Source organism: Arthrobacter sp. UYEF36 (assembly GCF_040547025.1).
GTDB lineage: Bacteria > Actinomycetota > Actinomycetes > Actinomycetales > Micrococcaceae > Arthrobacter.
This window is the reverse complement of sequence record NZ_JBEPOX010000001.1, coordinates 490,536-509,106: the sequence shown is the minus strand read 5'-3', so window position 1 is coordinate 509,106 and position 18,571 is coordinate 490,536. Positions and strand designations below refer to the sequence as shown.

14 protein-coding genes and 1 pseudogene are annotated in these 18,571 nt (G+C 67.6%); 1 reads left to right on the top strand and 14 read right to left on the bottom strand.

What is annotated here, in order from left to right; genetic code table 11:
- Positions 1-20 precede the first annotated feature (20 nt).
- The 6 genes from ABIB29_RS02400 to mtrA all read right to left on the bottom strand — a co-directional run bounded on the left by ABIB29_RS02400 (position 21) and on the right by mtrA (position 8,185).
- On the bottom strand, positions 21-1,274 hold the full coding sequence (locus tag ABIB29_RS02400; RefSeq protein ID WP_354169709.1) for a winged helix-turn-helix domain-containing protein: 1,254 nt from the start codon (positions 1,272-1,274) through the stop codon (positions 21-23).
- A gap of 32 nt (positions 1,275-1,306) precedes the next feature.
- Complete coding sequence (gene hpf, locus ABIB29_RS02395) at positions 1,307-2,032, bottom strand: ribosome hibernation-promoting factor, HPF/YfiA family (protein WP_354169707.1); 726 nt, start codon at positions 2,030-2,032, stop codon at positions 1,307-1,309.
- Between the two features lie 143 nt (positions 2,033-2,175).
- Positions 2,176-2,991, bottom strand: a complete 816-nt coding sequence (locus ABIB29_RS02390; protein ID WP_354170281.1) for a ComF family protein — start codon at positions 2,989-2,991, stop codon at positions 2,176-2,178.
- A 697-nt stretch (positions 2,992-3,688) separates the two neighbouring features.
- Positions 3,689-5,410, bottom strand: coding sequence for an LpqB family beta-propeller domain-containing protein (locus ABIB29_RS02385; protein WP_354169705.1), 1,722 nt, complete (start codon positions 5,408-5,410; stop codon positions 3,689-3,691).
- A complete protein-coding gene (gene mtrB, locus ABIB29_RS02380) occupies positions 5,407-7,260 on the bottom strand; it encodes an MtrAB system histidine kinase MtrB (protein WP_354170280.1) in 1,854 nt (617 codons plus the stop codon). The genes ABIB29_RS02385 and mtrB overlap by 4 nt, the downstream gene beginning before the upstream one ends.
- 250 nt (positions 7,261-7,510) lie before the next feature.
- On the bottom strand, positions 7,511-8,185 hold the full coding sequence (gene mtrA / locus ABIB29_RS02375) for an MtrAB system response regulator MtrA (protein WP_024365603.1): 675 nt from the start codon (positions 8,183-8,185) through the stop codon (positions 7,511-7,513).
- A 196-nt stretch (positions 8,186-8,381) separates the two neighbouring features.
- Between mtrA and ABIB29_RS02370 the strand changes: the two genes are divergently transcribed.
- Positions 8,382-9,095, top strand: coding sequence for a DUF4166 domain-containing protein (locus ABIB29_RS02370; RefSeq protein ID WP_354169703.1), 714 nt, complete (start codon positions 8,382-8,384; stop codon positions 9,093-9,095).
- Positions 9,096-9,113: 18 nt separating this feature from the next.
- Here the strand turns inward: ABIB29_RS02370 and ABIB29_RS02365 are convergent, their stop codons facing one another.
- From ABIB29_RS02365 to mnmA, 8 genes and pseudogenes are all read right to left on the bottom strand, one after another.
- Positions 9,114-10,157, bottom strand: a complete 1,044-nt coding sequence (locus ABIB29_RS02365; RefSeq protein ID WP_354169701.1) for a uroporphyrinogen decarboxylase/cobalamine-independent methonine synthase family protein — start codon at positions 10,155-10,157, stop codon at positions 9,114-9,116.
- Positions 10,158-10,159: 2 nt separating this feature from the next.
- Complete coding sequence (locus tag ABIB29_RS02360) at positions 10,160-10,627, bottom strand: chorismate mutase (protein ID WP_354169700.1); 468 nt, start codon at positions 10,625-10,627, stop codon at positions 10,160-10,162.
- Between the two features lie 34 nt (positions 10,628-10,661).
- Positions 10,662-10,952, bottom strand: a pseudogene (locus ABIB29_RS02355) (IS110 family transposase); the annotation flags it as partial.
- 246 nt (positions 10,953-11,198) lie between these two features.
- Positions 11,199-12,902, bottom strand: coding sequence for an ABC transporter ATP-binding protein (locus ABIB29_RS02350; protein ID WP_354169698.1), 1,704 nt, complete (start codon positions 12,900-12,902; stop codon positions 11,199-11,201).
- Positions 12,899-13,924: an ABC transporter permease gene (locus ABIB29_RS02345; RefSeq protein ID WP_354169697.1), complete on the bottom strand. Its 1,026-nt coding sequence runs from the start codon at positions 13,922-13,924 to the stop codon at positions 12,899-12,901. The genes ABIB29_RS02350 and ABIB29_RS02345 overlap by 4 nt, the downstream gene beginning before the upstream one ends.
- A gap of 1 nt (position 13,925) precedes the next feature.
- Positions 13,926-15,017: an ABC transporter permease gene (locus ABIB29_RS02340; protein ID WP_354169695.1), complete on the bottom strand. Its 1,092-nt coding sequence runs from the start codon at positions 15,015-15,017 to the stop codon at positions 13,926-13,928.
- A 130-nt stretch (positions 15,018-15,147) separates the two neighbouring features.
- The gene (locus ABIB29_RS02335) at positions 15,148-16,782 is read right to left on the bottom strand and encodes an ABC transporter substrate-binding protein (protein ID WP_354169693.1); all 1,635 of its coding nucleotides are present in this window, start codon (positions 16,780-16,782) and stop codon (positions 15,148-15,150) included.
- A gap of 388 nt (positions 16,783-17,170) precedes the next feature.
- Complete coding sequence (gene mnmA / locus ABIB29_RS02330) at positions 17,171-18,355, bottom strand: tRNA 2-thiouridine(34) synthase MnmA (protein ID WP_354169691.1); 1,185 nt, start codon at positions 18,353-18,355, stop codon at positions 17,171-17,173.
- Between the last annotated feature and the right edge of the window lie 216 nt (positions 18,356-18,571).

Genomic DNA, 18,571 nt, shown 5'->3' with positions numbered 1-18,571 from the left:
ACGGGAGAGACGCAGGCCGGTTACGCCTGTTCCCTCTGAGCGGATAGACCGCTCCCTGCCCCGGACACAGCGTCCGCGAGCGCCGGCGCCAGGTCCCCTTTCGGGGAGACAACCACCCGGTCCAGTTCCAACCACTCTGCCATGAGCTGCAGTTCCGCGGCGAGTTCGACGGCGGTGTCGGCGGGGGCGCCGGGCTCCGCATGGGCAGCCCTCGCCAGCAGGAGGCCTTTGGCCCGGTCGGCTTTGAGGTCGACGCGGGCCACGATCCCGTCGCGCAGCAGGAATGGCAGCACGTAATAGCCATAGCGGCGCTTCGGCTCCGGGGTGTAGATCTCGATGCGGTAGTGGAAACCGAACAGGGCTTCAAGGCGCCGCCGTTCAAAGACCAGTGAGTCGAAAGGGCTCAGCAGCGCGCGGCCGGTGGCCGTGCGGGGCAGTTTCGCCTCGACGTGACGGTAGACAGACAGGTTCCAGCCGGGCACGGTGACGGGCAGCAGCGTGCCGGCTTCGACGAGTTGTTCAAGGGCGGCGGCGGCGGCACGCATGGGCGTCCGGAAGTAATCAGCAAAGCACCGCAGCGTGCCGATCCCGTGGGCCCGGGCGGCGGCCTCGATCAGGCGGACCAGTGCAGCCTCCTGGTCCGGCCCGGTGTCCGAGGCAGACGCCCCCGGCCGGCCGGGCAGGACCCGGGCGGTGAGCGTGTAGCGCCGTTCAAAAGAGTCCGTGCGGGAGGCGGCCGAAATGAGGCCCGCTTCGAAGAGGTGCTCCAGGACCCGCTTCACGACGTTCCAGTTCCAGCCCCAGTTGTCCTGGTTCCGGTCCTCCACGTGGCCCAGCCGGGCGGTGAGTTCCGCGGCGGTCATCGGGCGGCCGGCGGCGAGCTCCTCAAGTACCCGGGCCGCGACGCCGTTGCGCAGTTCAGGGTCCATGGAGTGGGCCCCCACCCATTTCCGGCTCTGCCACAGGAGCAGGTCCTGGAAGTGGTCGGGCCGGATAAAGCTGGCCTCGTGGGCCCAGTACTCCATCATGCGGCGCGGGTGGTGCCCCGCCATTCGTTGCAGGATGGCACGGTCGTAGTTCCCGAGGCGGGAAAAGAACGGCAGGTAGTGGCTCCGGGACAACACGTTGACGGAGTCGATCTGGACCAGCTGGAGGCGGGCAAACGTACGGCCCACCGCCCGTGCTGTCACGGGTCCGGCGGGCCGTACTTTGTCCAATCCCTGGGCTGCCAGTGCGATCCGCCGGGCCTGCTGGAGGCTCAGCGATTCCTGCACGTCAGTCCCTTCGTTGGATGGTCATCACCAGCTTAGGCGCTGGCCGGCTCATCCTCGGAACGGTAAGCGATGATCTTCTCTTCCAGCGGGGCCTCACCGGGCTCGCAGGTCTGGTTGAGGGAGATCACTCCGTAGGTCCACCCGTCGCGGCGGTACACGACCGACGGCGCCTTGGTCTCCTTGTCCACGAAGAGGTAGAAGTCGTGACCCACGAGTTCCATGTTGTCGACTGCGTCGTCGAGCGTGAGGGACGCTGCGGGGAAAACCTTCCGGCGGATGAGCACCGGCGAGTCTCCGGCCGGGATATCGTTCTCGACCTCATACGGCGATTTATCGGCGGGAGCTTCTTTGGGCTCCTGCCAGTGGTTTGCTTCTTCGTAGATGGGCTCGCTGGTGCTCGCCGGCGGCAGGGTTGCCGTCGCCTCGGTGACGGACTTGGGGGTGTGCCTGCCGTGGTGGACCTTCTTGCGGTCCTTCGCCCGGCGCAGGCGTTCAAGAAGCTTGTTGTAGGCGAGGTCGAACGCGGCAAACTTGTCCGCGGCGCTGGCTTCGGCACGAATCACGGGACCCCGTCCCAGGACGGTCAACTCAACCGTGAGCATCTCGTCGGTCTGCCGGGCCTTGGTCTCCTTGGAAACCTTCGCGTCCACCCTCTGGACCTTGTCCCCCAGCGACGCGATCTTCGAGATTTTCTCGTCGGCGTACTCGCGGAACCGGTCGGAGACCGTCAAATTACGTCCGCTGATCATGAACTCCATGGTGCCCTCCAAATGACTTCGGTGACACGACGGCGGCACTTCCTGGGGCTGATCTGACTGACAGTCGAGCCCCTTTCCGAGCCGCTATCGACAGGTACATCTATTCTTGGTACCCATCTCCGACGTTAGTTCATAGCCCCCTCTTATTCATCCTTTTTTGGTTTATTTTTTTCCTTAACGGCCGGTTCCCCTGCCAACGCGCGGCCCGCGTCGCCGAAGTCGATTGTGACGGGCGGGCGTGTCGCAGCGACGACGACGGCGCCCCTCACCACGGCGCCGGCCGCCCGCAATGCCCGGGCCGCCTCGGCCACGGTGGCCCCGGTTGTGAGTACGTCGTCCACGATGATGCACGGCCGGCCGTGCACTTCCGGAGCGAACAGCCCGCGGCGGACCCGCATGGATCCCCGCACGCGCTGGGCGCGGTCCCCGCGGCCCAGCCCTTTTTGTCCGCCGGGTGCTCCCCGGACTCCCGGGAGGCGGTACGCGGCCCCGGGCCACGCCCGGGACACCCTGCCCGGCAGCCCGCGGCCGGACGCCACCTGGTTGGACGCCACCTGGTTGGACGCCACCTGATTCGGGCCGGGCACCGGCTCCCCTGCGCTCTGCCCGGTCATCGTGACAGCGGCCCTCGGCCCGGTCTTCCGGAGGGCACGGACGGTTGCGAACCCGGAATGCGGCCCTCCCCCCGGGGTCCGGATCCGCCGTGCCCTGCCCAGCAGCACGTGGACCGGGCTGAATCCCCGTTTCCGGTACGCATTGCTGCTGGTGGGTATGGGGACGAGCAGGAGCCCAGGGGTTTCCCCGGCAGCAGCCCGAATGGCCCGGGCCAGGCCTTGCGACAGCACCTCCGCAAGCTGTCCCTGGCCGTGGCTCTTGAAGGACAGGACCGCCTGTGCCAACTCGGCGCGGTACGCCCCTGCGGCCACAACCGGAAGCAGCACGGAGCCGTCCACGTCCATCAGCGCGGGTGCCTGGGCCTCTGCCCGGAACGGACAGCGCATCAGCAGCCGGATCTGCCGTTCGCAGCCCGCGCAAAGCGCCAGATCCTCGGCGCCACAGCAGACGCAGTCCACTGGGGCGGCGAGGGCCAGCACTTCGGCCGCTGCATCCGCGGCCCCGTCCGCCAGCCGCGCCAGTAACCGGCGGTAGTCCCCGCGGTGTCTCGCCGTGGCCGTCGCCGCCGGAGCCAGGTCAGGGTCCAACGGCCGCCGGGTTCGCCGTGCCGCGCGGATGCAGACGAGGCTGCGCCCGAGCGCGCCGTTTGCTCCTGCTCCGGGGGCGGCCGCGTCGACGTTCGCCCCGGCGGCGTCTCTGCCTGCGGCGGCGGCGTCTGTATCTGCAGCCCCGGCGGCGACTGCTTCTGCGGCGTCTGGGTCTGCGTCTGGGTCTGCGCCGGCAGCGGCAGCACTGGCACGGCGGTCGCGGTCACGGAGTTCTCTGGGGGTCCCCACAGAACTAGGTTCCGCCCGCTCGGCAGGTAACAGCAGTGCCGTGGCACGCCATGTGGAAAAGTCGCCGTCTCCGTCGGAAACCGGACCTGCCCCGGCCACGGGGACAGGACCGGCCACGGGTCAGGACCGGCCACGTCGCCGGCAGGATATTCCCCGGCCGGAGTTGTTGAATCCGAGCGCACCGGATCCCGGCGGCCGTTGACCGCTAGCCCGGATAGGACGGATCAATCGGTCCCTTGAGCTGCGGCGACCAGCCGTTGCCAAGCCGCTGGAATATCCCTTCCGCGGACTGGGCGTAGATCTCCTCCCCGCCGTTCCCGGCGCTGAGCGCGGTCAGTCCCGGCCAGGGCGCAAGCTGCAGCGGCTGTGACGATGCGAGGGACAGCAGTTCCGGAGTGACGGACTCGCTCGGTGAGCCCTTCATGACGGCGACTGTAGTGTCATCCACCCACACGCCCTGGTCCGGATTGTTCGTCGCCAGCAGCGTCATCGGCACGGTGAGGTCTTTGGGCGTGCCGTCCGCGGCTCGGACAATGCCCGCGATCTGTACCTTGGTCTTGCCGTTCTGCTCCGTGAGGATGAGGGCACGGGTGCCCTCACGGGAGACCCGGAACTCCTTGACGGCCCGTCCGGCGAGCCAGGCCGGGGACAGCGACACCGCCGGGACACTTGAGCCTTCCGCCACGCCGACGGGCCGGTGCGCAATGATTTCCGTGGCACCGTTGGCACCCGGCCCCGCCGTCCAGACCCAGTCGTACCGGTCGAAGGACGGGCGGGACAGGGTGGAGCGGGTGGTCAACGCCCTGGCGGGCTGCCCCGGCACCACGGAGTAGAGCGTGCCGCGGCCGGTGTTGAGGAAGGCCGCGGACTGCGAGACGGGAGACTCCGCCGGGACCCGTGGCCCCAGGGCCGAGACAGGCTGGATGTCCGGAAGCGGCGAGATCCGGTTGTTCTCATACCGGACCAGATCGTTGTCGCTGACGGCGATCTGACGGGCCGGGACGTTCTTGTCCCGGATCGGCGGGAGAACCGAACCGTTGTCCTCCACCCGCACCAGATCCTGGTTGGCCCGGAGCTCAACGTTGATGACATCGGGCTGGCTGCGGAAGGTCAGGGCCAGCTGGGTCTGCATCCGCAGCCGGTCCTCGTTGGACGCCTCCACGAGGTCCTTCGCCGTGAGGTCCACCTGCGCGGCGCCGGACACGACCGGGACCGACTCGCGGGCCAGCTTGATGCCGGAGGGGAAGGCGCTGACAACGGCCCCCTTGAGGTACGGGGCCGGGCCGCCGAGAAGGGCGCTGGTCATAGCCTTGACCGTCTTCTTCTTAATGAACCACCGGACGTCGGGCACCGCGTAGGTGAACGTGGGGTCATAGAAATAGATCGGATAGGCGCCGTAGATCACCTTGAATGTTTCTTCGGGGATCGCCGTGCCGTCCGGGAGTTCGGCGATCCGCCATTCACCGTCCACCTGGGTCAGGGTGGCGGGGATGTTCTCTATGGTGCCCTCCGGCATCTGGGTCGCCACCCCGTCCGCGTCGACGGAGTAGGACACATCCAGTTCGTAGTTGAAGACGTTTTCGACGCCGGTCGGCACGACGCGCGCGGCGCGGAAGACCAGCACCCGCTGATCCGGCTTCCAGGTGACCGACGACGCCTGGGTCAGGTATTGGCGTGCCACCGCGTAGTCGTCCTCGTAGCCGCTGCCGGCGAAGTAGAAGTCCTCGATCACGGCTTCCGGTCCGGCCCCCCCGCGGGGCGCGGACGGAAAGAAAACCGGCGCATTATTGGGGTTCCCGGCGCTCTCGTCGGTGCTCTTCCCCACCGGGCCCGAGCGGGGGATCTGGGCGCACGACGTCAGCAGGAACAGCAGTATCGCCAGCAGCGCCGCTGCCGCGCGGGTGGCATTCCGGGCTGAACCTTTCATGACCCGTCCTTCGTTCCGGTTTCCGCTGGTCCGGTTTTCGCTGTTCCGGGGACTGTGGCTCGGGTATCGGGAGTGCGGGCATCACGCGTCCCGCCGTCGGATTCGTCGGCGGCCTGGTTCCCGCTGTCGTCGCGCGGCGCCGGCGAATGATCCAGCAGCAGCATGGTCCGTTCGCTGCCCGGACCCTGGAGTCCGACGTCGACCGGCTCCAGCTGGAGGGGGGACTTCGTGATCGTTTCGCCCTGGCGCAGCGCGAGGGTGAGGCGGAAGTTCGCGCCGCCGCCTTTCCTCCCCCAGGCGTGGAGCCAGCCGTTGTGGAGTTTCGCGTCCTCGGCCGCGATGGACAGTCCGAGGCCGCTGCCTCCCGTGGTGCGTGCCCTGGCCGGGTCGGCACGCCAGAAGCGGTCGAACACGCGGGCCGCTTCCGTGGGGGTCATGCCGATGCCGTGGTCGCGGACGGCGACGGCGACGGCGTTGTCGTTGGCGGCCACGGAGATGTTCACCGGGCGGCCCTCGCCGTGTTCCAGGGCATTCAGGACGAGGTTGCGCAGGATCCGGTCGATCCGGCGGTCATCCATGTCCACGATGATGCTGCCCGCGGGCGCGTTGAGGGTGACCTCGGAACCGTACTCGGCGGCCACCGGGGCCACGCCCTCCATCACATGCGAAACAAGTTGCACGATGTCTCCCGGTTCGGCGTCGAGCGTGGCCACACCGGCGTCGAAGCGGGAGATCTCGAGCAGGTCGGCCAGCAGGGACTGGAAGCGCTCCACCTGGTTGTAGAGCAGCTCCGCGGAGCGTTTGTTGATGGGGTCGAAGTCCCCGCGCGCGTCGTACAGCACCTCGGCGGCCATCCGCACGGTTGTGAGCGGGGTGCGCAGTTCGTGCGAGACGTCGGAAACGAACCGCTGCTGCATCTGGGACAGGGTGGCGAGCTGGGTGATCTGCTCCTGGAGGCTGGCGGCCATGTGGTTGAAGGAAGCTCCGAGCCGGGCCACCTCGTCCTCGCCCTTGACCACCATGCGTTCCTGCAGCTGTCCCGCGGCGAGCTTCTCGGAGACCAGCGCTGCGTGGCTGACCGGGCTGACGACGTTGCGGGTCACGTACCAGGCCACGGCACCAATGAGCAGCGCCAGCACCGCGCCGCCGGCCAGGAGCACGTTCTGGATCTCGTCGAGGGTCTTTTGCGCCGTATTGAGGTCATAGATCAGGTACAGCTCGTAGACCGTGCCGTTGAAGGTGACCTTGTTGCCGACGGCAATTCCGGGGCGGTCCTCGGTGCCCACCGGGAACTCCGTGGAGGCCCAGAACTGCTCCTTGCCGGAATCCTGCACGGCCGTGCGCAGTTCGGTCGGAATGACGCTGATGGTGAGCTGGTCCGACGCCCGCGATTCGACCCAGCGGTTGCGGGGCTTGGTTTGTTCGGGCATCGCTTCAAAGACGTACCGCCGCTGGATCACGGAGCCGCGGCCCTCGACCGCGTTCAGGGTGTCATAGACCAGGGTAATGACGCTGGACTGGTCGGTGACCTGGGCGCCGTCGAACGTGTCCTGTACCTGCTTGACGTTGTAGCGCGTCTCGGACTCGGCCTGGACGAGCCGTTCCTGGAAGAGGTTGTTGGCGATCTGGTTGGACAGGTACGCGCCGACGACGGCAAAGGACGCGATCGCAAGCATGAGGGTCGTCAGGACGGTCCGGAACTGCAGCGACCGCCGCCACTTGCGGTGCAGTGAGCGCAACAGGTAACGGATGCCCGGAAGCAGGCGCGAAGCGCCGATGCTCACCAGCCGTGCCACCCGCACGCCCACGATCCGGGCGCGCTTCACCCAGATCCTGGTGCGGAAGCGTATGGCGTGCCAACCGTCGGACAGTCCGGCGGGGTGCCGGACGTCCGGCTCCGCAGGGGGTGCGGCGGTGCCGGGTCCGACGTCGCCCGGCTCGGCCGGGCCGGCCGCGGGCGTGCCTGCTTCCTGGCCGCCGGAAGCGGGCGCCGTCAAACCTGGTTCGTGGAGGTCAACTGAGGTGCGGGCGACGTTTTCCCGAGCGCCCCGTTCCCGCGGGGCGCTGACCGGACCGGCTGCTGGGCGGCCGTCCGACGGTTCAGGAACCTGCTTTGTAGCCGACACCACGGACCGTCAATACAACTTCGGGGGCTTCCGGATCGCGTTCGATCTTGGACCTCAGCCGCTGGACGTGGACATTGACCAGCCGCGTGTCGGCCGCGTGCCGGTAGCCCCAGACCTGTTCCAGGAGGAGTTCCCGGGTGAAGACCTGCCAGGGCTTGCGTGCCAGCGCGACCAGCAGGTCGAATTCCAGGGGCGTCAGCGAGATGCGCTCGGTGCCGCGGCTGACGAGGTGTCCCGCCACGTCGATCGTGACATCGGCGATGCGCAGCGTCTCGGGCGCCTTCTGGTCGCCGGGCCGGAGCCGGGCCCGGACACGGGCGACGAGTTCGGCCGGCTTGAAGGGCTTCGGAACGTAGTCGTCGGCCCCGGACTCCAGGCCGCGGACCACGTCCGAGGTGTCGGCCTTGGCGGTGAGCATCACGATCGGCACGTCGGACTCGGCCCGGATCTGGCGGCAGACTTCAATGCCGTCAATGCCCGGAAGCATGAGGTCCAGCAGCACGAGGTCCGGCTTGGCGGAGCGGAAAACCTCCAGCGCCTGCCCGCCGTCAGCGCAGAAGACGGGCTCGAACCCGTCATTGCGCAGCACAATACCGATCATCTCGGCCAGCGCCTCGTCATCGTCCACTACCAGAATGCGTGCCTTCATATGTACATATTCCCCTATTGAAATGGCTTTGTCGTATTCGGCGGCGCCCCGGCATGGCGCCGCGGCCACCCGGGCCGCACATCCACGCCGCAGCCGGGCGGCCGGCGGCGGCAGGTCGACTGTGACAAACCCCGGTCCGTCCCGCATGCTGTGGACAGGAACACATCAACCGGCCAGGAACCCCCAGGAGGATTCTGTGAGCACCCCGATCTACCGGCTCGCCCTCGGCACCGACTTTGCCCGGCTGCAGCCGGAGCTGCAGGAGTACTTCTCACTCGCCCCCGGCTCCGGCCACTACGGCGTCGGCGACGGCGTGTTCGAGGTGGTCGGCTGCCGGCAGAAGTGGCTCCGCCCCATGCTGCGCCTCGCCAGCGGAGAGGAATCGTTTTTCCCTGAATACGGGGAGGGCATCCGGTTCCGGATCGAGAACCACGCCCACCTGGACCCGTTCGGCCGTTCCAGCCTCACCGCCCGGCGCGAGATCTTTTTCCCCGGCACCACCCGCGTGTTCCACGACACCACAAGCTTCGATGATTCCGGCGGCCGGCACGGGCTGGTGGATTACGTCGGGCGGTACCGGCGGCTCGTCACGGACCTCAACCTCAGCGTCACCGCCGGGGGCCGGCTGCGCGGGGTTTCGGAGGCATCACGGCTGTTCCTCGGACCGCTGCGGATTCCCCTGCCCGCCGCCCTCGATGCCAAGGCATACGCCCAACAGTGGTGGGCTCCGGAGGAGGGTCCGGCCGGGAAGCACCGGATCCAGGTGAAGGTGATCCAGCCGCAGCTCGGGCTCGTCCTGGTCTACGCCGGACATTTCGACTACCGGCTGGAACCGTACCCCGGCGGGGTGGCGGCCCCGGGCTATCTTCCGGACCATGCCAGGCCGGACCGCTGGGAGGGCCGCAGCTGACGGTGCTGCGTCCCGGCGCTAGCCGAGCGCGAGCTGGTTAAGGCCGTCGGCCACTTGGGTCAGCCGCGTCAACACGCCCGTCGCGGACGACGGCGAATGCCCGGCCAGGCCCTCCGACGGCGTGACCCGAATGGCGCCGAGGGTCGAGGCGGGGAGGCCCAGCTGGCGCCACGGCCGCCAGACGGTTTCGACGACGTCGGCGACGCGGGGCAGCGCTGCGGCAGGGTTGGAGACGTCAAGGGCGCCGGCCCACAGCCGTTTGTCCGCCTCCACGGCGCCGGCCAGCTGTTCCCACTGGCGGGACGTCAGGGCCCGCAACGGCACGGCAATCCCGTCGGCCCCGGCGGCCAGGATCCGGTCGAAAGGCGCCTCGACTTCCGGGACGCAGACCACGACCTCGACGGCGCCGGCCGCCCGCAGGGCATCGATAAGCAGCTGCCAGGCGTCGGTGGCTTCCCGGCCCGGCACGGAGCGCAGCGTCCGGTAGCCGCTGGAGGTGGGAATGGTTCCGGCCAGCACCGAGGCGATCTCCGGCTCGTCGATCTGGACCACGATCCGCGCCCCCGGGGCCGCCGCAGCCACCCGGCTGAGGTAGCTGCCGGCACCGGCCGCCAGTGAGGCCGAGAGGTCCCGCCGGGCGCCGTGGTCAATGAGGGCACGTTCCCCGTTGTGCAGGTGCAGGCCCGCGGCGAGGCTGAGCGGGCCGCGCAGCTGAACCTTGATGTCCTGCGCCGGGGTGTCCTCGGCGCCGATCACGTCGGCGAGGATGTTGATGTCGGTGGACAGGGCGGACCGCGCCCGCCTGAAGTCTTTGCCGGGCCGGTCCACGATCCGCCAGCCGTAGGGCTGGACGTCCACGGAGAGGTCCACCAGCAAGGAGGCTGTCCGGCCCAGCGCATCGGAGCCGACGCCGCGATCGGGAAGCTCGGCCAGGAAAGGCAGGTGCGGGCTGCCGAGCTCGCCGCGGATAATCCGCGCGGCCTCGACCGGGTCCTCGCCAGGCCAGGTGCCCAGGGCGGTGGCGGTGACCTGTTCCGGCTCCGCAGCCAGTGGTGTGGCCACGGCTAAGCGGTGGCGGAGACGGCCGGGCCGGCGGCGCCGGGGAGTTGGCCGGCGGACCGGGAGCGCGCGGCATCAGCGGCCCGGTCATCGGCCGCCAGTGAGGCTTCGTGGTCTTCGGCAATGGCTTCGTGGTGCCGGATGACCTCGCCGATGATGAAGTTGAGGAACTTCTCGGCGAACGCCGGGTCCAGGTGGGCCTCCGCAGCGAGCCGCCGCAGCCGCGCGATCTGCGCCGTCTCCCGGCCGGGGTCTCCGGCGGGAAGCTTGTGGGTTGCCTTCAGGAATCCGACCTTTTGCGTGGCCTTAAAACGCTCGGCGAGAAGGTAGACGAGGGTGGCATCGATGTTGTCGATGCTGGAGCGGATCGACAACAGCTCCGCCATCACCGCAGGATCCACCTGACCGGCCAGCGAGCTGGCCCCGGGGTCATAGGAATCGGCGTCGGGATGAGTCTGGTTCTGCTCGGTCATTGACCCAGTCTAGATACCCCACGGTGCTAAGCCGTCAAGCGGCGCGGAGTTCAACGTTTTGGGTAGTGGTGTGCCACGCGGTGTCCTCGTTGTAGGTGGTGTGGTGGCGGAGGCAGCCGTGGAGGACCCCGACGAGCCGGTTGGCCAGGGCCCGGAGGGCCTGGTGGTGAGTGGCGCCGCGTGAGCGGCGGGCGTCGTAGTAGGCGCGTGCGCCGGGCGAGACGCTGAGCGCGGCGAAGGCCTGCAGGTCCAAGGCATCGGCCAGGCGCCGGTTTCGGGCATGCCGGGCCAGCACGCTGCGCTTGGTCCCGGATGCCCGGGTGACCAGGGGGCGTCAAGTGCTCACCCACCAGCGGCTCGGATACCCAGCATGCCCCCGAAAGGACCTACGGGTACACCCCCATTAGGGGCACCGGCGCTAATCACTTCTGCTGTTAAGCGCCGGCGGCACGGCCTGCTCCCGGGCCTCCTGTGCGCCGTCGAAGGCATCGTCCGCGGGTGCACGAAGGGACATGCCCACCGTTCGCTGCGAACGGTGGGCATGTCCCTTCGGTGCTGGAGCCGGTGCGGCTCAGCCGTGAAGCACGGCGCGGAATTCCTCCCGGCGCCGGGCCTGCTCATCCGGATCCGGGACCGGCAGGGAGGCAATCAGCTTCTTCGTGTAGGCGTGCTGCGGATTGCCCATGACCTGGTTCCCGAGCCCCTGCTCCACCATTTTGCCCTTGTAGAGCACACCCACCCAGTGGGACAGGATGTCCACCACGGCAAGGTCGTGGCTGATGAACAGGGCGGCAAAGCCGAATTCGGCCTGGATGTCCTTGAACAGTTCCAGCACCACGGCCTGCACCGACACGTCCAGGGCCGACGTCGGCTCGTCGGCGATGAGCAGCTTCGGGTTCAGGATCAGCGCCCTCGCCAGCGAGGCACGCTGCCGCTGGCCGCCGGAGAGCTCATGCGGGAACCGGTCGGCGTAGGCCGCCGGCAGCTGCACGGCTTCCAGCAGCTCCCGGGTCCGTTGCCTGGCCTGGGCCGGGGTCGGCTTGGTGTGGATGATCAGGGGTTCGGCGATGCAGTCCCCGATGGTCAGCTGTGGATTGAAGGACGCGGCGGGGTCCTGGAACACGAACCCGATCTCCTTGCGCAACGGCTTGAAGGTGCGCTCCTTCAGGTTGAGCATTTCGTAGCCCAGCACCTTCAGGCTGCCGCCGGTGGTGCGGTTCAGGCCCGCTATGGCCCGCCCGATCGTCGTCTTGCCGGACCCGGACTCCCCCACGAGGCCGAAGACCTCGCCCTCGGACAGGGTGAAATTGACCCCGTCCACCGCCTTGAAGGCGGGGCTTCCCAGCCGGCCGGGGTACTCGATCGTCAGGTTCCTGGCCTCGACGAGCACCTTGCCGCCCTGGTGCGCCCGCTGCGTCATGCCTTCGGAGGCGGAGTTCCTGCCCAGGTGCGGTACCGCGGCGAGGAGCTTCTTGGTGTAGTCCTGTTTCGGCTCGGCAAAGAGCACCCGCGCGGGCGCCTCCTCGACGACGTCGCCCTGGTACATCACAACGACGCGGTCGGCGAGGTCCGCCACCACCCCCATGTTGTGGGTGATGAGCACGATCGAGGTGCCGTACTGGTCCCGGAGGTCCCGCAGGAGCTCGAGGATTTCCGCCTGCACGGTGACGTCGAGCGCGGTGGTGGGCTCGTCGGCGACGATGAGCCCCGGGTTCAGGGCCAGCGCGGCGGCGATGACCACGCGCTGTTTCTGTCCGCCGGAGAACTGGTGCGGGTAGTAGTTGACCCGTGTTTCCGGGTCCGGGATGCCCACCTTGCGGAGCGCCTCAATGGCGCGGGTTTTGGCTTCCTTGGCGCTGACCCGTCCGCCTCCCCCGTGGCCGGCATGGGAGCGGATGCCTTCGGCAATCTGCCAGCCGACCGTAAAGACCGGGTTAAGGGCGGTGGACGGTTCCTGGAAGACCATGGCCACGTCGCGGCCCCGGATCTCCCGCAGCTTCGCCGGGCCGACGCTGATGACGTTGTTGCCGTTGATCAGCACCGCCCCGGAGCTGATGGCGGTCTCCGGCAGCAGGCCAAGGATGGTCTTCGCGGTGACGGTCTTGCCGGAGCCCGATTCGCCCACGATCGCCACGACCTCCCCGGGGTTGACCTGAAGGCTGACGTCCTTGACGGCGTACACGTCGCCGGCGTCGGTGGCGAAGGTGACCTTGAGGTGGTCGATGTCGAGGACCGGGCCGGCGGCCGTGTCGCGCTTGTCGATGTTGATGGTCATGAACTTCTCACTTCTGCTTCGGGTGCAGCCTGGCCGCCGGTGGTGGAATCCGGGCCGCCCTTGCCGGAGGCCGCCTTTTTGCGGCCCCGCAGGCGGGGGTCGTTGAGGTCGTTGATACTCTCGCCGACCAGCGTCAGGCCCAGGACGGTGAGCACGATCGCCAGGCCCGGGTACACGCCCGTCCACCAGATACCGGAGGTGGTGTCCGCCAGTGCCTTGTTGAGGTCGAAGCCCCACTCGGCGGCCGACGTCGGCTCAATGCCGAAGCCCAGGAAGCCCAGGCCGGCGAGGGTCAGGATGGCCTCGGAGGCGTTGAGGGTGAAGATCAGGGGCAGCGTGCGCGTGGCGTTCTTGAAAACGTGCAGGCGCATAATCCGGATGTTGGAGGCGCCCACCACCTTCGCGGACTCCACGAACGGTTCCGCCTTGAGCCGGATGGTCTCGGCCCGGATGACGCGGAAGTACTGCGGGATAAAGACGACGGTAATGGAAATCGCCGCCGCGAGGATGCCGCCCCAGAGGCTGGACCGGCCGCCGCTGATGGCGATCGCCATGACGATGGCCACGAGCAGCGGCGGGAAGGCGTAGATGGCGTCGGCAATCACGACGAGGGTCCGGTCCAGCCAGCCGCCGATGTAACCGCTGAGCAGGCCCAGGATCACGCCGATGAAGATCGACATGATCACGGCAACAATGATCACCAGGACGGCGGTCTGTGCTCCCCAGACGACGCGGGAGAAAACGTCGTAGCCACCGACGGTGGTTCCCATCAGGTGCTTTCCGCCGGGCGCTTGCTGCGCCGGGAAGCCGCCGTCGGCGTCGGAAATCTGGGAGAAGCCGAAGGGCGCGATCAGGGGCGCGAATATCGCGGTCAGCAGGAAAGCCGCGGTGAGGACGAGCCCCGCCACGAGCATGCCGCGCTGCAGGCCGACGGACTTGTTGAAGTGCGATATGACCGGCAGGCGCCGGAACCACGGTCCCCGCGGGTCTTTGATGGGTTCAATAGCGGCAGTGGTGCTCATATCAGTACCTCACGCGGGGGTCGATCAGCGCGGCGATAATGTCCACGAAGAAGTTGGTCACGGCCACGATCACTGCGAGGAGGACCACGATGCCCTGGACAGCCACGAAGTCGCGGGCCGTCAGGTAGGTCGCGAGCTGGAAGCCGAGGCCCTTCCACTCGAAGGTGGTTTCGGTCAGGACCGCGCCGCCCAGCAGCACGGCGATCTGGAGGCCCATCACGGTGATGATGGGAATGAGGGCCGGCTTGTAGGCGTGCTTGGTGACGAGGCGGTATTCGCTGACACCGCGTGAGCGGCCGGCCTCGACGTAGTCCTTGCCCAGTGTGCCGATCACGTTGGTCCGGACCAGGCGCAGGAAGATGCCGGCGGTCAGCAGGCCAAGGGCCAGGGCGGGCAGGACGGCGTGAGCCATCACGTCAGCCAGGGCGGCCATATTGCCGCTGCGGATGGCGTCCAGCCAATAAATGCCCGTCGGCGCCTCGAGCGCGGTCAGGGCAAGCTCATTGCCGGGCGTCGCTCGTCCTGCGACCGGGAGCCAGCCCAGCCAGACGGAGAAGGTCAGCTTGAAGAGCAGCCCGGAGAAGAAGACCGGCGTGGCGTAGCAGAGGATCGCGAAGACGCGCAGCCCGGCGTCCGGGCCCTTGTCGCGCCGGTGAGCGGCGATCAGCCCCAGCGGAATGCCCACGATCAGGGCGACCAGCAGGGCGTTGATGGTCAGCTCCAGGGTGGCTGCCCCGTAGGTGGCGAGCATCTCCGCGACCGGGCGGTTGTCGGACAGGGTGGTGCCGAAGTTGCCCGTGATGAGCTGGGCCAGGTACTCGAAGTACTGCACAAAGATGGGCCGGTCGTAGCCGGCGGCGGTGATCCGCTCCTGGAGCTGTTCCGGCGGAAGCCGGCCTCCCAGGGCGGCCGTGATGGGATCGCCCGTGGTCCGCATGAGGAAAAACACCATGGTGACCAGGATGAGGATCGTCGGGAAGATCAGGAAGAACCTGATCAGGATGTATCGGCCCAGTCCCCCACCGGACGTTTTTTTCTTTATCGGCAGAAGGCCTTCGCCGTCGGTCGGCGGCGCCTCGATAAGTGTTGTCATTGGTACCTAAATGTGTGTTCCGGGAGCCTCGTGAGCTGCGGAATCGGTTGTCCCGTATCAGCACCAGAGGCGGGACGCCGTGTGGGCGCCCCGCCTCGTTGGCTGGTTAGAACCGGATGGGGAAAGTGACCTACTTGGAAATAACACCAAGGCGGGTCTTGAAGGAGGCGTCCAGGGTCTGGTCGACACCCTTGACGTCCTTGCCGGCGACCATAAGCTGGGCGCCCTGCAGCAGCGGCAGCGTGGACAGGTCCTCGGCGACGGCGGTCTGGGCCTCACCGATGACCTTTTCGCGTTCCGCCTTGTCAACAGTCGTCAGCTGCTTGCTGATCAGCTCCGTGACGGCGGGGTTCTCGTAGTGGTTCTTCAGGAAGTTGCCGGGGACGAAGAACGGCGTGAGGTAGTTGTCGGCGTCGGAGTAGTCCGGGAACCAGCCGAGCTGGTAGACCGGGTAGGCATCTGCGGTGCGGTCCTTGGAGTAGGTGACCCACTCGGTGGACTGCAGCTCAACCGTGAACAGGCCGGATTTCTCGAGCTGTTCCTTGATCATGGCGTATTCGTCGCCTGAGGACTTGCCGTAGTGGTCCGGGTTGTACTGAAGCTTGATGGTGACCGGTGCGGTGACGCCGGCGTCCTCGAAAGCCTTCTTGGCCTTGTCGAGGCTCGGTTTGCCGCTGCCGTCGCCGTACATTTCCTTCAGCGGCTGGATGGCGCCGACGAAGCCGTCGGGAACGACGGAGTAGGCCGGCAGGTAGGTGTCCTTGTAGACCTGGCTGGCGATCGCGTCGCGGTCGACGACGTGGGCCATGGCCTGGCGGACGGCAAGGGCCTTCGCGGGATCGGCATCGGCGGCCTTGGCCCCGAAAGGCATCGTGTCGAAGTTGAAGACGATGTAGCGCAGCTCGCCACCCGGGCCCTTGTGGACCTTAACCTTGGAATCCTTTTCCAGGTCAGCGGCGTCGGTCGCCGTCAGGCTGCGGCCGGCGACGTCGATGTTGCCCTGCTGGACATCCAGCTTGAGGTTGTTCGAATCGGCGTAGTACTTGATCGTGGCGCCGCCGTTGGCCGGCTTGCCCAGCAGGCCCTGATAGTCCGGGTTGGCCTTGAGGCTGACGAGCTCGTTCTTCTTGTAGCTCTCGATCGTGTAGGGACCGGCGAACGGCTTGCCCTTGACGATTTCGTCGTCGGTCATCAGCTTGTCCGCCGGGAAGACCTCTTCGTCGATGATCGGGCCCGCGTTGGCGGCGAGGACGCCCGGGAAGACCTGGTCGTTGCCGGCCTTGAGCGTGAAGACCACGGTGGTGTCGTCCTGGACGGTGACCGAATCGAGGTTGCCGAGGAGGGACGCCGGGCCGTTGTCGTCGGCGATGCTGACGACGCGGTCGATCGAGAACTTCACGTCGGAGGACGTCAGCGCGTGGCCGTTGGCGAACTTCAGGCCGGGCTTGAGCTTGACGGTGTACTCGGTGGGGCTGGTGAAGGAGGCAGACTCGGCAATGTCGGGTGTGGAGTCAGCGGTTCCCGGCTTCGAGTTGAGCAGGAACGGGTAAATCTGGTTCATCACCATGAAGGAGCCGGCGTCGTAGGAGCCGGCCGGGTCCAGGGTGACGACCTTGTCGGTCGTGCCGTACGTAATGGTGCTTCCGCCGGCCGCGCTGCCGGTCGCAGTTCCGCCGCCGGAGGGGCCGGTGCAGGCGGTCAGTGCGAAGGCTGATACCCCGGCGAGCGCGATGGCGCTCTGCAGGGCCTTTTTGTTCATTGCCATCTGTGAACTTTCTGTTCGATGAGTACTAGTGCGTTGCCCGGAATGGACGTCGGTCACGCCCCGGGGCAGCACACTGTCCTGATGCTCTGATTCAATCAGACGACCAACAGGTGAATCGTTACATCTTGTGAGTTGAGACACAAAATTTACACGAACGGGCAGAACTCGTCATTATCTTCAGGAATCCCGGCTGAATTTCGGCAGGATGCGGGCGCGGGCGGCCGGCGCGACATCGGAGGGCGGCCGGAGCGAAGGCCCGGAGTGGCGGACCCCGTGAAATGAGGGCAAAAAAAGCCGCACACCAGCGGTGTGCGGCTTTCCGGTGGCCGGAACGGCCGCCGGCCCGGGTTGACCCGGTACCGGCCGGCCGTCCCTGCTGCCGGGTGGCCTAGAGTGCGGCCCGCTGCAGCGATCGGGCGGCGTCGATGGTGGCCTGGCCCAGCACACGACTGCCCTGGTACAGCACCACGGTCTGGCCGGGCGCCACACCGCGCAGCGGCTCCTTCAGTGTGACCACGAGGCTGCCGTGCCCGCCGGCACCGGCGTCGGCGGGCACGGCGTCCGGACCTTCGGCCGGAACCCCGACGTCCGCAGGCAGGCGTCCCATCCGGGCGGTGGCCGGCACGGGGTCGCCGTGGGCGCGGACCTGCGCATAGCAGTCGAATTCTTCGCCGGTGGCCACTTCGTCGATCGGCAGCCCCGCCCACGAGACCTTGATGCCACGGATCTCATCGATGGCCAGGAGTGCCTCCGGGCCCACGACGACCCTGTTCTCCTTCGGCCGGATTTCCAGGACGAAGCGGGGCTTGCCGTCAGCTGCCGGGGTGCCCAGCTTCAGCCCGCGGCGCTGGCCGACCGTGAACGCGTTGGCGCCAGGGTGCTCGCCGACCTTCGCACCGGACTCGTCCACGATGTCGCCGGTGGTCATCTCGATCTTCTCGGCCAGCCAGCCGGCGGTGTCGCCGTCCGGGATGAAGCAGATGTCGTGGCTGTCCGGCTTGTTGGCCACCGACAGCCCGCGGCGTTCCGCTTCGGCCCGCACCTCGGCCTTGGACGGCGTGTCCGCAAGCGGGAACATGGAGTGCTTGAGCTGTTCGTGCGTGAGCACGCCGAGCACGTAACTCTGGTCCTTGGCCCAGTCCGCGGCACGGTGCAGTTCGGGATTGCCCGCGGCGTCGTTGATCACCTTGGCGTAGTGGCCGGTGCAGACGGCGTCGAACCCCAGGGCGATCGCCTTCTCCAGCAGCGCGGCGAACTTGATCCGCTCATTGCAGCGCATGCAGGGGTTGGGGGTGCGTCCCGCGGCGTATTCGTCGATGAAGTCCTGGACCACATCCTCCTTGAAGCGCTCCGAGAAGTCCCAGACGTAATAGGGAATACCGAGCACGTCGCAGGCCCGCCAGGCGTCGCGGGAGTCCTCGATGGTGCAGCAGCCGCGGCTGCCGGTACGCAGGGTCCCCGGCATCCGGGACAGCGCGAGGTGGACGCCGACGACGTCGTGTCCCGCCTCAACGGCGCGGGCTGCGGCGACGGCGGAATCGACGCCGCCGCTCATGGCTGCAAGAACTCGCATACTGACTTTCTTTGGGGTTCAGGGGGTAGGTGCCGGCACCGGCTGCTGCTGGAGGCAGAAATAACACAGTGCCCGCCGCACCAGTCTATCGCCACGCCGAATTCTCACCCAAAAGACCTTGACGGCCCGGCCCGCCGCTTCTAAAGTCAAAAATAATGGTTTTAGATTAAGTACGAGGACCACGGCGCCCCGGTTGTGCCGGCGGCTCCAGGAACC

What these genes read in the sequence shown, in the direction of transcription:
- hpf (WP_354169707.1), bottom strand. Translation starts at nt 2,032, where the DNA reads ATGGAGTTCATGATCAGCGGACGTAATTTGACGGTCTCCGACCGGTTC.
- ABIB29_RS02390 (WP_354170281.1), bottom strand. Translation starts at nt 2,991, where the DNA reads ATGGACGTGGACGGCTCCGTGCTGCTTCCGGTTGTGGCCGCAGGGGCG.
- ABIB29_RS02385 (WP_354169705.1), bottom strand. Translation starts at nt 5,410, where the DNA reads ATGAAAGGTTCAGCCCGGAATGCCACCCGCGCGGCAGCGGCGCTGCTG.
- mtrA (WP_024365603.1), bottom strand. Translation starts at nt 8,185, where the DNA reads ATGAAGGCACGCATTCTGGTAGTGGACGATGACGAGGCGCTGGCCGAG.
- ABIB29_RS02360 (WP_354169700.1), bottom strand. Translation starts at nt 10,627, where the DNA reads ATGACCGAGCAGAACCAGACTCATCCCGACGCCGATTCCTATGACCCC.
- ABIB29_RS02350 (WP_354169698.1), bottom strand. Translation starts at nt 12,902, where the DNA reads ATGACCATCAACATCGACAAGCGCGACACGGCCGCCGGCCCGGTCCTC.
- ABIB29_RS02345 (WP_354169697.1), bottom strand. Translation starts at nt 13,924, where the DNA reads ATGAGCACCACTGCCGCTATTGAACCCATCAAAGACCCGCGGGGACCG.
- ABIB29_RS02340 (WP_354169695.1), bottom strand. Translation starts at nt 15,017, where the DNA reads ATGACAACACTTATCGAGGCGCCGCCGACCGACGGCGAAGGCCTTCTG.
- ABIB29_RS02335 (WP_354169693.1), bottom strand. Translation starts at nt 16,782, where the DNA reads ATGGCAATGAACAAAAAGGCCCTGCAGAGCGCCATCGCGCTCGCCGGG.
- mnmA (WP_354169691.1), bottom strand. Translation starts at nt 18,355, where the DNA reads ATGCGAGTTCTTGCAGCCATGAGCGGCGGCGTCGATTCCGCCGTCGCC.